Origin of the sequence: Thiohalomonas denitrificans (genome assembly GCF_900102855.1) — a bacterium.
Taxonomy (GTDB): Bacteria; Pseudomonadota; Gammaproteobacteria; order Thiohalomonadales; family Thiohalomonadaceae; genus Thiohalomonas; species Thiohalomonas denitrificans.
In genome coordinates, this window is sequence record NZ_FMWD01000004.1 from 92,886 (window position 1) to 107,734 (window position 14,849).

Genomic DNA, 14,849 nt, shown 5'->3' on the forward strand with positions numbered 1-14,849 from the left:
CGGAGGCGGCTAATGGGTGACCTCATTTATCCCCTGCCCCTGGACGTCAATCGCCGCCGAATGCAAAACCTGCCCCTTGTGCCCCCCGCTATTCCCGGGTGAGCCAATCCTGCGCCAAAAATAGAGCAGCATCCCTCCCGCAACGAAGAGCATGATCAGCAACACCACCGGGTAACCGTAGTACCAGTACAGCTCCGGCATGGCCCGCGGGCTTTCAGAAATATGGAAGTTCACCCGTAAAAACTACGGTGGGTGATGCATTAAGAAATCCGATGTTCACCTTCAACCGGAATCAGTGTTCACGTTTGCCAGAATACGCATGCGGTTTGCCTGCAACCAATTGATATGCAAATTTTACCCCCAAGACCTCGTGACCAGATGAGAAACGAAAGCGATGACCGGCACAAAGCCTGTATATCGCTCGTACAGTGCCTTGCTCGTCTTTACCCCGAACTTTTTAAAAAAATTAGCCAAAACGAAACCTGCCAGCGGATAGATCAGACCGATTCGGTCAACAGCCATAAAGAGCCCGAAAGACTGCACTTGCTCAAAATGCCGCTTTCCATAAGAAACAATAAAACTATTTGGCCCACGAATGATATTCGAGAACACCGTTAGCAGGTGGCTATATATGCTCTGCGGCATAATGACCCGGTTGGGCTTGCTTTATAATGCTTTCACGATCACTTCTCGATCGATTTTTCCCCAGGAATATAGCTTGATCAATGCCTCGTAGTCTTCTTCAAAAAATCTCATGAGGTTTTTCAAGCCAGTCTCAGACAACGTCTTGTCTTCTTTTGAGGCTGGACTGCGATGCCTGTTTATTTTATTTCTATAACCAAATACACGAAAAATATCTTCATTGAGGTTTTCTTGCATTAGAACAGCAACAATTTGATTTGGGTGGCATCTACTAAGCAAATCACGAAGGTAGAATGATATGTCTTCTCGAATATGGTGAATTTTACGTATTTCCTGGTGGGCGATAGAGTTTGCTTCTCCATTCTCATGATAAAGAGCTTCAGCCAGGTCATTCAGCGTTTCATACTTTATGAGAACATTATATTCGCCTTTAAACCTACTTCTCTGATCGCCATCAGATACGACAAGCTTGTATCTCCACTGAAAAGCTGAAACCAGCCTCGATATGGGACCACGAGCTACTATTATGTATTTCAGGTCTTTTCTGTAAACGGGTTTCTTTATGTGAACTTCGTGGGTAACGAAGTTATGTACTGCATTTTCGATTCCGTCTCTCACCGTACGTCCACCGCACTTTCCGATATGAATCAGAACCGTGCTACCAGTTGGCAATTTCGACGAACCAACTCTCGAACGTGCATATTTATATAGCCCAAGCCAATATTTTAAGAATTTTCTCATTACCACTCCTTTTTGGTAAGCCTAACGAAATGGCGGCGGCTGATTGCCGCATAAGGTCCTTCGTTGTTAACGAAGGTCTGAATTTTTCCTTTGCTGACGGTCGCCTCGATCACTGCCGGTAGACGGCGGTTTGCAAATACGCGTTTGGCGACCGCATAGTATGCCGTAGCAGCCGCATAGAAGCAGGTTCGCCCATAAAATTTCTTAGGAAATTCGGGGAATTATACCCAGGCATGGGTGTTATCCGGCCGAGGGGTTGCGGCGACCTCTTCGTATAGTGCATATCTATACACGTATTCATTTTGAGAGGGATTGCTCGATGATGACGCCTGGCGTCTGTGTCGTGGATGACTCGGTTAGGTGGGGCATGGCAAGTCGGGGCGCTGAGATGCCTAAAACGGATTTTATCGAGGATGCCAAAGCCGAGCTCCAGCGACGAAATAATCTTCTGCTCCCAAAATCCCAGATTGCCGCATCGCTGGGGCTCCTCGCAATGACGGCTAAGAGTTTGTCGTTGATTCGGGGGCCGCACAGCGGCGGGTACGGCTCGCAATAACAGCTAAAAGCTCGTCACTGATTCGGGGCCGCAGAGCGGCAGGCACAGCCCGCCCTATGGTCGCCAGCCGGGTGCTTTGAGGTTTTTGGAGGTGGCTGATGGCGACAGGGTGTATAGTGTATATACATACACACTTCTCCTGCTGCGCTTTTCCCGGTCATGTGCGACTACGCCGAACTCCACTGTCTGTCCAACTTCACCTTTCTGCGGGGGGCTTCCCATGCGGAGGAGTTGGTGATGCGTGCGGCCGAGTTGGGTTATTCCGCGCTGGCGGTGACGGATGAGTGTTCTCTGGCGGGGGTGGTGCGTGCCTATCGGGCGACGAAGGAGCATAAGCTGCACCTTATTGTCGGCAGCGAGATGCGGTTGGAGGATGGGCTCAAGCTGGTGCTGCTGGCTACCGATCGGGAGGGGTACGGCAATCTTTCGGAGTTGATCACACTGGGGCGGCGGCGTTCGGAGAAGGGGGCGTATCGGCTGGGTCGGGAGGATCTGGCGGATGGCGTGCCTGGGTGCGTCGTTCTCTGGGTACCGCCAGAGAACGCAGATACGAGGGATGAGGGGCGAGATGCGAGGGAGGGGGAGGCGCTGGCTGCTGAGTGGGTGGCGGGGACGTTTCCGGGGCGGGCCTGGATTGCGGTGGAGTTGCACTGCGGGGCGGACGATGCCGGCAAGGTAGCGCGGCTCAGGGCGCTGGGGGAGGCATCGGGGCTGCCGCTGGTGGCGGCGGGGAATGTACATATGCACCGCCGCGGGCGTCGAGCACTTCAGGATCTGCTGACCGCCATCCGGCTATGCACCACGGTGGCCGAGGCGGGCGCGGCGCTCTATGCCAATGGCGAGCGTCACTTGCGGCCCAGAGAGCGCCTGGCGGAGATCTATCCCGCCGAATGGTTGGCGGAGACCACGGCGATCGCTGCGCGCTGCCGCTTCACTCTGGAGGAGCTGAAATACAACTACCCGGATGAGATCACTCCACCGGACGAGACCCCGGGCGGCTATCTGCGGCGGCTGACCGAGGCGGGGCTGAAGCAGTTCTGGCCGCAGGGGGAGCCGGAGAAGGTGCGCCGGCTGGTGGAGCATGAACTGACCATCATCGGCGAGTTGGGGTACGAGCCCTACTTTCTCACCGTTTATGACCTGGTCCGCTTCGCCCGCGGGCGCGGCATTCTCTGCCAGGGGCGCGGCTCGGCGGCCAACTCGGCGGTCTGTTACTGCCTGGGGATCACAGCGGTGGACCCCAGTCGCTCCGAGATGCTGTTCGAGCGATTCATCTCCAAAGAGCGGGATGAACCGCCCGATATCGATGTGGATTTTGAGCACACCCGGCGCGAGGAGGTGCTGCAGTACCTCTATGAGCGCTATGGCCGGGAGCGGGCCGCCCTCACCGCCACAGTGATCACCTACCGCACGCGAAGCGCCCTGCGCGATGTGGGCAAGGCCCTGGGGCTCTCCGTCAATGAAGTGGATCGGCTGGCCGGGGCCTTCACACGCTGGGGGCAGAGGGCTGCCCTTACCCCCCAAATCCCCCTTCAGCGAGTCGCTGGCCGGCCAGATGCAAGGCGCGCACCCGCAGGAATGGCCGTACCCCTTTCAAGGGGGCGCAACGCCGCAGATGGCCGGCCAGCGGCTCGCCCGGAGGGAGCCACTGGGGCGCGCCATGACGGCGTTGTGGTGCTTGGAAAGGAGAACAACCCTTCCCCTGCGCACCACGCCTTGTCCTGCCACGCCCCAATGGCTCTGAAGGGTGATTTGGGGGGCAAGGGCAGCCCGGAGATGGCGGAACGATTAGAGGACGCCGGTTTCGACCCGGAGAGCCCCATCATCAAACGCCTGCTGGTGCTGGTGTGGGAGCTGCTCGACTTTCCTCGCCACCTCTCCCAGCACGTGGGCGGCATGGTGATCACCCGCGACCCGCTGCCGCGCCTGGTGCCCATCGAGAATGCCGCCATGGAGGGGCGCACGGTCATTCAATGGGACAAGGATGATCTCGATACCCTGGGGCTGTTGAAGATCGACTGCCTGGCGCTGGGGATGCTCTCGGCCATCCACAAGGCCTTCGACCTGGTCGAGAAACACCGCGGCCGGCGGCTGACGCTGGCTGCGGTGCCCGCCGAGGACCCGGAGGTCTACGTCATGCTCTGCCGGGCGGACACTGTCGGCGTATTCCAGATCGAGTCGCGGGCGCAGATGGCGATGCTGCCGCGCCTGCGCCCCAGGACCTTTTACGACCTGGTGATCGAGGTGGCGATCATCCGTCCCGGTCCCATCCAGGGCAACATGGTTCATCCCTATCTGAAGCGCCGGCAGGGGCTGGAACCGATCACCTATCCCGGCCCGGAGGCCGAGGCGGTGCTGGCGCGCACCCTGGGGGTTCCCATCTTCCAGGAGCAGGTGATCAAGCTGGCGATGGTGGCGGCGGGCTTCACTGCCGGCGAGGCGGATCGGCTGCGCCGGGCGATCGCCGCCTGGAAAAAAGGGCGGGGGCTGGCCGCCTTTGAGGAGAAGCTGCGTTCGGGGATGGCCGGGCGCGGCTATCCGCTCGAGTTTGCCGACCAGGTGATCGAGCAGATCAAGGGCTTCGGCGAATACGGCTTTCCCGAGTCCCACGCCGCCAGCTTCGCCCTGCTCGCCTATGTCTCCTCCTGGCTCAAGTGCCATGAGCCGGCGGCGTTTACCTGCGCGCTGCTGAACAGTCAGCCGATGGGGTTCTATGCCCCGGCGCAACTGGTACGGGATGCGCGGGAGCATGGGGTGGAGGTGCTTCCGTTGGATGTGGGGGCGAGTGAGTGGGATTGCACGCTGGAAGTGGCGAGTGGCGAGTGGCGAGTTGCCAGGCAAGGTCAATTTTGTGCTCCCCCGAAAAGGGGGAACGAGGTTCGTGGCCACCGATTGCCAGCCACTGGCGACTTATCCTCCTCGCCACTAGCCACTCGCTACTCGCCACTGAGCTTGCGCCTGGGTCTGCGGATGGTGAAGGGGCTGAAGAAGGCGGCGGCGGAGCGGCTGGCGGCGGCGCGGGCGGAGGGGGTGTTTCGTTCGGTGGCGGATTTGGCGCGGCGGGCAGGTTTGTCGAAGGCCGATCTGGAGCGGCTGGCGGCGGCGGGGGCGCTGGAGGGGCTGGCCGGAGACCGGCATCGGGCGCGTTGGGAGGTACTGGGGACGGAAACCACGCTGCCGCTGTTCGATGATCCGGACTTCAGTGAAGAGGTGCCCTCTCTGCCGCGACCGAGTGAGGGGGAGGATCTAGTGGCCGATCATGCCCACGTCGGCCTCTCTCTGGGTCGGCATCCTCTGGCCCTGCTGCGCGAGCGGCTCGGGAAGCTTCGCTGTGTACCCATTGCCGTGGCCACCGGCCGTTCCGATGGCGCCTTCGTGCGCATCGCCGGACTGGTGATCACCCGTCAGCGTCCCGGCGACGGGCGCACCACCTTCCTCACCCTGGAGGATGAGAGCGGTATCACCAATGTCATCGTCTGGGAGGCGCTCGGTGAGCGTTATCGAAAGATCATCGCCGGCGGCCGGCTGCTGTGCGTGACGGGAAAGCTGCAGAGCGAGAGTGGAGTGATCCACATAGTGGCCGGCAGGCTGGAAGACCACAGCCACCTGCTCGGCAACCTCACTACCCGCTCGCGGGATTTCTGTTAGCGGGTTAACCACGGGGAACACGGGGTTTTGATCGACGCGAACCACAGAGGTCACAGAGGGCACGGAGTTGGGACTCGATAAAACGCTCTGTGTTCTCAGTGGGTCATCGAATTGGTTTTCCCCGGGCGCCCGTGCCCCGTGGTTCACGCTCGAATCGCGGCTTCCGCCGCTCCTACGTTTGGGTCGGGATCCCTGGGAACCAGCTCTGTGTTCTCCGTGGTAATCAATGGTTTCCCCGGGGTGCCCCGTGCCTCCGATGGTTCACCGCTGTCGAATCACGGCTTCCGCCGCTCCTACGCTTCGTTTGGGTCGGGTTCCTTGGGCACCAGCTGGCAGACGGGGGCGTATTCGTGTTCGCGGATCTTCTCGATGCAGTCGTTGACCATGTCGGGCGTGTTGCCGAGGCTTCGCAGCACATGGCCGGCCAGCTGGAGGCTGGCCTCCAGGGTCTCGGGCACTACGGCATCGGCACCGATGGCGCAAAGGTTTCCGGAGTGCTCGTTGTCCCGGGCCCGCACCAGGATCTTCAGGTCCGGCCAGAGCTGGCGGGCCGCCTGCACAGTACGCGCCGCGGCGGAGGCGTCATCCATCGTCACCAGCATCACCTTGGCACGGTCCGCGCCGGCCCGGCGCAGGACCTCGGTGCGGGTGGCGTCCCCGTAGTAGACCGGCTCGCTGGCATCCCGGCAACGACGGACCCGACCGGAGTTCAGGTCCAGGGCTACGTACGGGATGGCTTGCCTGCGCAAGACAGCAGCAACGGTCTGGCCGATGCGGCCGTAGCCGGCCAGCACCACGTGCTCTTTCAGATCCGCCACTTCGGCTTCATTGGCGTCAATCCCCCCTTCCACCGGCTGCAGCGCGCGCCCTACCCGGGCGGCCACCACCGCAAGCAGCGGCGTCAGGGCCATGGAGAGGGCAGCGACGATAAGCATGAACTGTCCGGTCTTTTCCGGCATCAGTTGGGAGACGAGTGCCGCCCCGATCACCACGAAGGCAAACTCGCCGGCTTCACCCAGAAGCAGCCCGCTCCGGGCCGCATCGTGCCTGGGCAGTCCGAAGGCCATGCCGAGCAGGTAGATCACCGCGCTCTTCAGTAGAATGAGTCCGATCACTGCCAACGCCACCCAAAACGCCTGGTCGGCCACCAGCAGGAAATCGATACTCATTCCCACACTCATGAAGAAGAGGCCCAGCAAAATCCCCTTGAACGGCTCGATTTCACTCTCTACCTGGTGCCGGAACTCGGTTTCAGCCAGCAACAGTCCAGCGAGAAACGCACCGAGCGCCATCGACAGGCCGGCGTAGCCAGTCACCAGCGAGGTCGCGAGGATGGCGAGCAGGGTCATGGCGGTAAAGACATCGACGCTGCGCGTGCGGGCTACGGTTCGAAAAAGATAACGCAGCACATAACGGCCGATGACCACGATGGCCACCACGGCGACTGCCGCGCGCAGAAGCGCCATCACCACCTCGCCCCAGACGTTGCCGCCATCGGCACCGAGCGCAGCCACCAAAATGAGGATGGGCACCACTGCGAGGTCCTGGAAAAGCAGCACGGCAAAGCTTGCCCGACCGTGGGTAGCGCTCATCTCGCCCCGCTCGTTCAGCAGTTGCATCACCATCGCGGTGGAGGAGAGCGCCAGGCAAAGCCCGATAATGATCGAGGCCTCAATGCTGTTGCCCCAGCCGAAGGCGATCAGGCTAATCAGAGCAGCAGTGACCAACACCTGTGCCGCACCGAGCCCGAAAATCAGCCCGCTGAAGGCTTTGAGGCGCTCGAACGACAACTCGAGTCCGATCATGAACAGCAGGAAGACAACCCCGAGTTCGGCAAAATGGCGGACCCCTTCCACATCCCCGACTATGGCCAGTCCGAAGGGGCCGATGGCCGCACCGACCGCCAGAAAGCCGAGAATGGGGCTCACCTTCACTGCACGACACAGCGGCACGACGACAACGACGGTAAGGAGAAACGCGACGGTTTCCTGAAGATAGGGGATCACAATTTGGGTATCACCAGCTTCTGTCATGATTCTTGAGTGAGGCCTGAACGGCGCTGTAACTGCTCACTCCCCCATCATTCCTGCGTAGGCTGGAATCCAGAGAGCAGCGGGCATGGCTCAAAATGGATCCCCGCCTACGCGGGGATGACGAATCTCCTATGCCGCGCAGTTACACGGCGCTCTATTTCTGGTCGGGACCATCCGGGTGCAAATCGCAGACAGCGGGATCCACCGCCATTAGCCGGTCCGCGGCTTCCCGCGCCGCATCGGCATAAGGGATCAGAACCATATCAGCACCGAAGCCGAGAAGCACCTCCGCTTCCTCGCCGGTTTCCCCGGAAAGGGCCACCTTCCCCTGGTAGCCCCGCTGACGCAGGGTCTGCAACAGTGCACGATTGATGTCCCGCTGACGTATCGTACTGACAACCCAGCGTACCTGCTCCAGGGGCAGTGTATTGATGAACTCGGGGTCTTCCGCATCACCGTAATGGGTGGCATACCCTTCCTGCGCGTGCCGCCGCACCAGTTCCGGGTCGAAATCGACCGCCAGCAGGCGACAGGCCCGACCGCGCAGTGCCCGCCCGATGCCGGCGCCGAAACGGCCAAGCCCTACCAGCACCACATCATAGCCACCTTCATCCTGATCGCCATCTTCCTCCCTGTAGGCGACACGACGTTCGAAAGCGCCGAGCCAAGGCGAAAGCCGGTCATAAAGCCAGTGCGAATAGAGAATCATGTACGTCGAAATACTGATCGTGACTAGGCCGACCAGCGTGATCAAACCAACCGTATCCTCATCGATATGCCCGATGCTCAACCCCAAAGCAGCGAGTATTAGCGAAAACTCGCTGATTTGCGCCACCGTCAGCCCCGCCAGAAATCCGGTGCGCTTGCGATAACCCATCGCTCCCATGATGACCATGACGATCAGCGGATTGCCGACCAGCACGAATAGCGACAGCGCCGCAGCCGGCAGGAGGTTGGCGCCGAGCGCATCCAGGTCCAGTCCGGCTCCCAAATCGACAAAGAAGAACAGCAGCAGAAAATCGCGAAGACTGACCAGCCGTGCACCGATCAGCTCACGGTAGGGCGTGGAGGCGATGGAGATCCCCGCCAGGAACGCCCCGACCTCCTTGCTGAATCCGAGCCGTTCACCCACCGACGCCCACAGTACCGCCCAGGCGATGGCAAAAAGCACCAGCAGCTCCTGGGAATGCGCCAGCCGATGCAGGAGATCGCCAAGGACGAAGCGCATCAGCAAGCCGATCACCCCCAGCAACAACGCGCCTTTGCCAAGCACCAGCAATGCCTCCCTGCCCAGGCTGGTCGCCTCGCCGGCCTGGCCCATCGCGGTAATTCCGATCATCACCAGCACCACCACGATGTCCTGGACGATCAGGAAACCGATGGCAATGCGCCCGTGCAGGGAATCCACCTCACGCTTGTCGGAGAGCAGCTTGACGATGATGATGGTGCTGGAGAAGGTCAGTGCAATGGCAACGTAGAGTGCTGCCACCGGGGTGATTCCCATTGCGAGGGCCAGCAGATAACCCACCACCGAGGTAAAAAGCACCTGCCCAAGGCCGGTCGCCAGCGCGACCGCCCCCATGGTTCGAATGATGTGAAGATCGAGCTTGAGGCCGACCACGAACAGGAGCACGGAGATCCCCAGCCGGGCGAACAGGTCCAGCTCGTCGGCGGCGGTGACCCAGCCGGTCCCGGTCGGCCCCAGCAGGATGCCCACGGCGATAAAGGCGACGATGAGCGGCTGCCGCAGGGCGAGCGCCAATGCGCCACCGGCGGCGGCCACCGCCAGCACGATTCCGACCTGGTAGAAAACGTCTTCGAACACCCTTCACCCCCGCAGTCGAGAACAGCGCCTTGGGGAAAAGGATAGGTGGGAGGGGCTAGTGCACTGTTGCATGCTTGGCGATACTTTCAGAGCCCCCCAAAAACGTCAGGACAAGGCGCAGCGCACAGGCAATGGTTATTCCCTTGCCAAGCGCTGCACGAATCCGCCGGGAGCGGATTCGGACAGCCGCAGGCTGGCCCGAAGGGTGGACTCCAGGGATGGAGTCCGCAACGCCGTCATGGCGTTTTTGGGGGGCTCCCTTCGGGCGAGCCGCTGGCCGGCCATCTGCGGCGTTGCGTTTCTTGCAAAGGGCGCGCCATTCCCTGCGAACCGCGCCTTGCATCTGGCCGGCCAGCGACTCGCTGAAAGCACCGCCAAGCATGCAACAGTGCACTAGATCTCTTCCTCGATGACCGGCGTGAGTTCCTCGACCTGATGCGCGACGCCAACGGCATCCTCCACATCGATCTGAAAGGCGATGCCGGTACCGGGTTTTTCGTCGAACTCACCCACCGCGGCAATCTTTTCGAGGATCTTGCGCGACAGGTGCTCCTCGACCAGCAGCAAGACCATATCGCGCTGGCTTTCCAGCGAGAGACCGAAGAAAGTCCTGGCCTGCTGCACTCCCTCTCCCCGGGCCTGGTTGAGTACCGTGGCCCCGGTGGCGCCCGCCTCGCGCGCCGCCTGGAGCACCTGGTCGGACTTCTCATCCTCGATGAGAGTGACGATCAACTTGAAGTGCACGGCTAAACCTCCTCTGTGGCATTTCGTCCGCGCCGGGCGCGCCATTCACTCAATTGGGCATAGCCCATCACTGTTATAATCGGAAACAGGCTGGCAAAAGCAATCAAACCGAAGCCATCCAGCATGGTACTGCGACCGGGCACCGTCGAGGCCAGGCCCAATCCCAGGGCCGTCACCAGCGGTACAGTGACGGTGGAAGTCGTCACACCCCCCGAATCGTAGGCCAGAGCCACGATCAGCTTCGGCGCATAGATCGTCTGCACAATCACCATCACATAGCCGGCAATGATGTAGTAGTGCAGCGGTGTTCCGGTAATAATCCGATAGGAACCAAGCGCAATGCCGAAGGCCACGCCAATGGCTACTGCCACACGCAGTCCCCAGCCACTGATGGTGCCGCCAGAGACTTTGCCGGCCTTGATGGCGACCGCAATCAGTGAAGGTTCGGCCAGCGTGGTGGAAAACCCGATCGCAAAGGCGAACAGGTAGATCCACATGTAGTCGTACCAGCGGATTACTCCCGGCTGCCCGGCACCCTGAGCGATAAAGGCCGGATCGGTCAGCTGCTCGGCCATCAGCTTGCCGATGGGGAATAACGCCTGTTCCAGTCCGATCAGGAACAGCGAGAGTCCCAGTAGTACATGGGCGAAACCGATGAGCACCTTTTTGAGGTTCGGCACCGGACGCCGGATCACCAGCAACTGAAAACCGAAGATAATGGCCGCGATCGGGAATACATCCCCTATCGTGCTCAACGCGGTATCGACGATCAGCTGCAGGGTTTCGTTCATACCACCACCATCCCGTATCCCATGACGAAGATGATCGGTGTCAGTGAAGCGAAGGCGATCAGACCGAACCCGTCCACCATCGGGCTACGCCCCTTGATCGAGGAGGCGAGCCCCACCCCCAGCGCCGTAACCAACGGTACCGTGATGGTGGAGGTCGTCACACCGCCGGAGTCGTAGGCAATACCGATAATCTCGCGCGGCGCAAAAAAAGTCATCCCGACCACACCGAGATAACCACCGATTATCAGATACTGAATCGGCCATCCCCTGAGGATACGCAGAACGCCAACAAGAATGGCAAACCCGACCGATACCGCCACCGTGAATCGCAGCCCGTTCGAGTAGCCGGCCCGCGCCTCCGCCGTATCCTCGATCATTCCGCCGCTAGCGGCCGCGGCAGCGGCCTCGTTGGCCACGGCAATGAGTGCAGGCTCGGCGATGGTGGTCCCAAACCCGAGGGCAAAGGCGAAAGCAAGGAGCCAGGCCACGCTGCCCTTGCGGGCAAAGGCATAGGCCATCGATTCCCCGATGGGGAACAGACTCATTTCGAGGCCGCGCACGAACAGAGCCAGTCCGACCGCGACCATCAGGGTACCGGCGAGCAGCGTCTCGAGTTCGGGAATAGGCTGCCGCAATACCACCAGCTGAAAGAAGGCGATCACCAGAACGATGGGGGCCAGATCGCGCAGGCTGTCCAACAGCGGGCGTAGCAGCGCAGTCAGATACTGCTTCACGGAATCTTCGTCCTGAGGCTTGGTTTTTCGAACCACATTACACGATAGCCACCGCGGTCGGTAATGCCAGTCGTCGAGTTACCCACGCGCATTGCCGCATCCCCTTTGCTGATCCTGTTCGCTAGTGATTTTGCTGCGCAAGGTTACAATATCCCGCGGCCGCGCCCGACTAACAAACAGGAGACACGACATGCAGGAGTGGTTAGAGACGCTGACAGAGTGGACCGGACAGCTTTCGGGCCTGCTCTGGGGAAGCTACCTGACGCTGATCGCACTGGTGGGCACCGGCATTTACCTGACCATCCGGCTGCGACTGGTTCAACTCCGCGGTTTTCGGCACGGCGCCGCATTGATCACCGGCAAGTACTCCGACCCGAAACACGTGGGCGAGGTCTCTCACTTTCAGGCGCTCTCGACAGCTCTATCGGCGACGATCGGTACCGGCAATATCGCCGGGGTGGCCACCGCCATCTCCCTGGGTGGCCCGGGCGCCCTGTTCTGGATGTGGGTGACGGCCTTTTTCGGCATGGCAACGAAGTTTGCCGAGTGTTCGCTGGCCTTGAAGTTCCGGGAGGTTGATCCGGACGGCAAGGTGGCCGGCGGACCCATGTACACGCTGATGCACGGTCTCAAAATGAAGCGGACCGCCGCAGCCTTCGCCACATTTGCACTGATTGCCTCTTTCGGCATCGGCAACATGGTACAGGCGAATTCGGTGGTGGACGGCCTCACCTATATCTGGCCGGAGGTGAGCGAGGCCGCCTGGATGGTCGGCGTCCTGCTTGCGGTGCTGGTGGGATTGGTCATCCTCGGAGGGGTCAAACGCATCGCCAGGGTAGCCAGCACAATTGTACCGTTCATGGCGCTGCTCTATGTCGCTGCCGCCCTGCTGGTGCTGTTCAATCATCTCGACCAGATCCCGGCGGCCATCGCCCTGGTCCTCAACTACGCCCTCAATCCCTGGGCGGTGGGCGGCGCCGCCGTGGGCGAGGCCATCCGCTGGGGTGTGGCCCGCGGGCTCTTCTCGAATGAGGCGGGCCTCGGCTCCTCCCCCATGGCCCATGCCGCGGCCAGGACCAATGAACCGGCGCGGGAGGGACTGGTGGCAATGATGGAACCGTTCATCGACACACTGGTGATCTGCACCATGACCGGTCTGGTGATCATCGTTACCGGTGCCTGGCAAACCGACAACGAGGCGCTGGTGGGCGCCGCCCTGACCGCGCACGCCTTCAGCGAAACCCTGGGTGACAGCGGTGCCATGGTGGTCGGCTTCGGCCTGGCGCTGTTCGCCTTCTCGACCATGATCGCCTGGTCCTACTATGGCGACCGGTCGGCACACTTCCTGTTCGGCGAACGCGCAGTGATGCCCTACAGGGTCATTTTCACCCTGCTGGTGGTGATCGGCGCGGCCGTCCCGCTGCAACTGGTATGGAATGTGGCCGACATCATGAACATCCTGATGGCGCTGCCCAACCTGCTGGCGCTGATCCTGCTCGCCGGCGTGGCTGCCCGCATCAAGCATGAGTACTTTTCCCGCACACCACTTCCTGACAACGAGACCCCGTACAGCCGAACGAATAACGCCTGAGGCGTGTTCCGACGCGATGCAGGAGCGACGACAGTCGCGACTGACCGTTTGATCACGGGAGGAACACGGGGAAACAAATCGATGCCCACTGAGAACACAGCACGCTTCTTGATGGAATTCCTCTCTCCGTGTCCTCAGTGTTTTGCGCGCTCCGCGTCTCTGCGGTGCCAATCAATCCCCGCTAGAATTCCGCCGCCATCTGGAGGGTGAAGATTCCGCCATCCTCTCCGGAGCCGCCATCGGCCATGCTGTAGTCCTCGGCGAGCGCATACTCAAGACTCAGTGCAGTGTTATCCATTATCCCCATCGAAAGCGCCGCCAGTGTCTTGCTCTCCGGCAGACCGAGTTCCACCGCCTCGGCACTCTCCTGGCGAGCGACGCCGACGCTCACGTCCCGACCCATCACCATGAAGCCGTAATTCGCCTCCAGGTTCCAGGCGGTCGGCTGCGCGCCGTTACCCCTGAACCCCATATCGGCCGCCTGGAAGTCGTCACTGGCCCCCGTGTATTCGCCGATAAAAGTCCAGGAACCGGTGTTCACGATGGCATGAGCACTGATACCGGGCACCGCATCCTGCAGGCTGTCTATATCGACATCGGCTACGCCATCCTCGTCACGATCGATCTCACCCATGGCACCGCTCACGCCATCCGAGTCGGCGACTGAGCTGATGTAGCCCAGGCCGACATCGAGGATGTAGCCGTCGCGCTCCATAGCCCAACCCAGGTTAGCGCCGAACTGATCGATGGAATCGGTATCATCACCGACCTCTTGCGAATCGCCGTTGAAGGCATAAGCCGCACCGTAGAGACCGCCGGTTTCAAAGCCGACCTGCAGCGCCGACTCCCGGGTCTCACCGAGTTCCAGTGTCAGGGGATCGGAGACCATCCCGCTCTCGAAGACGCCGAACGGCACGTACATACGCCCGCCGGAGAGATAGAATGGCGAACGTTCGGGATTACCGAAAGTCAGTATGGCCTGGTCGATCTCGCCGGGCTCGGTGTCATCCTCCTCAAAGAGGTAGGCCACCTGGGCGTGGGTCCAGTCGTTGATTTGAGCTTCCGCGACCAGCTCGACGGTGGCCAAAACCACATCGCTACTGTCCGCGCCTTCGTGATCCTCGCCGCCGGCGCCTTCCACCTCGATCAGGGCGCCGAAGTTTATCGGGCTGGCCGCCTTGACGGCCTCTTCGCGAACCACCTTCTCCTCTTCCAGGACCTGAACGCGCCCCTCCAGGTAGCGCACTGTGTCCCGAAGTTCCGACTCCTGTGCCTGTGCCATACCCCATGTGGCACTTACCGCCGCGACCAGCGCGACCTTTTCAAAAACATGCCGACTCATCTTAATTAACCTTGATTGCCTGTTAGGTTTCAACGAAAACGACAGGATTATGTTCCCTCGGATTCAGGCGTGAATACCGCCGGGGACCGGTTCGCAGAAGCGGACTGCCCGTGGATGCCGTTAGACTGACATGCCAATAAAAGAAAAATCCACCCCTAACCTCTGCGTTACCTTCCTGATAAAAGCTCTCTGTAAACACGGC

The 14,849-nt window shown here is 60.8% G+C and carries 11 protein-coding genes; 3 read left to right on the forward strand and 8 right to left on the reverse strand.

What is annotated here, in order from left to right; translation table 11 throughout:
* Positions 1–9 precede the first annotated feature (9 nt).
* Complete coding sequence (locus tag BLP65_RS17175) at positions 10–234, reverse strand: hypothetical protein (RefSeq protein ID WP_245688259.1); 225 nt, start codon at positions 232–234, stop codon at positions 10–12.
* 432 nt (positions 235–666) lie between these two features.
* Entirely contained in the window at positions 667–1,383 is a 717-nt protein-coding gene (locus BLP65_RS16665) for a hypothetical protein (protein ID WP_139181448.1), read from the reverse strand.
* 715 nt (positions 1,384–2,098) lie between these two features.
* Here BLP65_RS16665 and BLP65_RS17180 point away from each other — a divergent pair.
* On the forward strand, positions 2,099–5,587 hold the full coding sequence (locus BLP65_RS17180) for an error-prone DNA polymerase (RefSeq protein WP_245688260.1): 3,489 nt from the start codon (positions 2,099–2,101) through the stop codon (positions 5,585–5,587).
* A gap of 293 nt (positions 5,588–5,880) precedes the next feature.
* Here the strand turns inward: BLP65_RS17180 and BLP65_RS07140 are convergent, their stop codons facing one another.
* The gene (locus BLP65_RS07140) at positions 5,881–7,620 is read right to left on the reverse strand and encodes a monovalent cation:proton antiporter-2 (CPA2) family protein (protein ID WP_092994648.1); all 1,740 of its coding nucleotides are present in this window, start codon (positions 7,618–7,620) and stop codon (positions 5,881–5,883) included.
* 154 nt (positions 7,621–7,774) lie between these two features.
* Positions 7,775–9,445, reverse strand: coding sequence for a cation:proton antiporter (locus tag BLP65_RS07145; RefSeq protein ID WP_092994652.1), 1,671 nt, complete (start codon positions 9,443–9,445; stop codon positions 7,775–7,777).
* A 70-nt stretch (positions 9,446–9,515) separates the two neighbouring features.
* On the opposite strand from BLP65_RS07145, the gene BLP65_RS07150 reads away from it, so the two are divergent.
* Entirely contained in the window at positions 9,516–9,842 is a 327-nt protein-coding gene (locus BLP65_RS07150) for a hypothetical protein (RefSeq protein ID WP_092994655.1), read from the forward strand.
* Here the strand turns inward: BLP65_RS07150 and BLP65_RS07155 are convergent.
* From BLP65_RS07155 to BLP65_RS17330, 3 genes are read right to left on the reverse strand one after another with little or no spacing between them, the layout of a single operon-like run.
* Entirely contained in the window at positions 9,839–10,189 is a 351-nt protein-coding gene (locus tag BLP65_RS07155) for a P-II family nitrogen regulator (protein ID WP_092994658.1), read from the reverse strand. The two genes, BLP65_RS07150 and BLP65_RS07155, sit on opposite strands and share 4 nt — an antisense overlap.
* A 2-nt stretch (positions 10,190–10,191) precedes the next feature.
* A complete protein-coding gene (locus BLP65_RS17325) occupies positions 10,192–10,980 on the reverse strand; it encodes a DUF1538 domain-containing protein (protein WP_092994661.1) in 789 nt (262 codons plus the stop codon).
* Complete coding sequence (locus tag BLP65_RS17330; protein ID WP_092995431.1) at positions 10,977–11,714, reverse strand: DUF1538 domain-containing protein; 738 nt, start codon at positions 11,712–11,714, stop codon at positions 10,977–10,979. The genes BLP65_RS17325 and BLP65_RS17330 overlap by 4 nt, the downstream gene beginning before the upstream one ends.
* Positions 11,715–11,904: 190 nt before the next feature.
* Here BLP65_RS17330 and BLP65_RS07170 point away from each other — a divergent pair, with 190 nt between their 5' ends.
* Positions 11,905–13,305, forward strand: coding sequence for an alanine/glycine:cation symporter family protein (locus tag BLP65_RS07170; protein WP_092994664.1), 1,401 nt, complete (start codon positions 11,905–11,907; stop codon positions 13,303–13,305).
* Between the two features lie 181 nt (positions 13,306–13,486).
* On the opposite strand, the gene BLP65_RS07175 is transcribed toward BLP65_RS07170, so the two are convergent.
* On the reverse strand, positions 13,487–14,647 hold the full coding sequence (locus BLP65_RS07175) for an LbtU family siderophore porin (RefSeq protein WP_092994667.1): 1,161 nt from the start codon (positions 14,645–14,647) through the stop codon (positions 13,487–13,489).
* Positions 14,648–14,849: the final 202 nt, after the last annotated feature.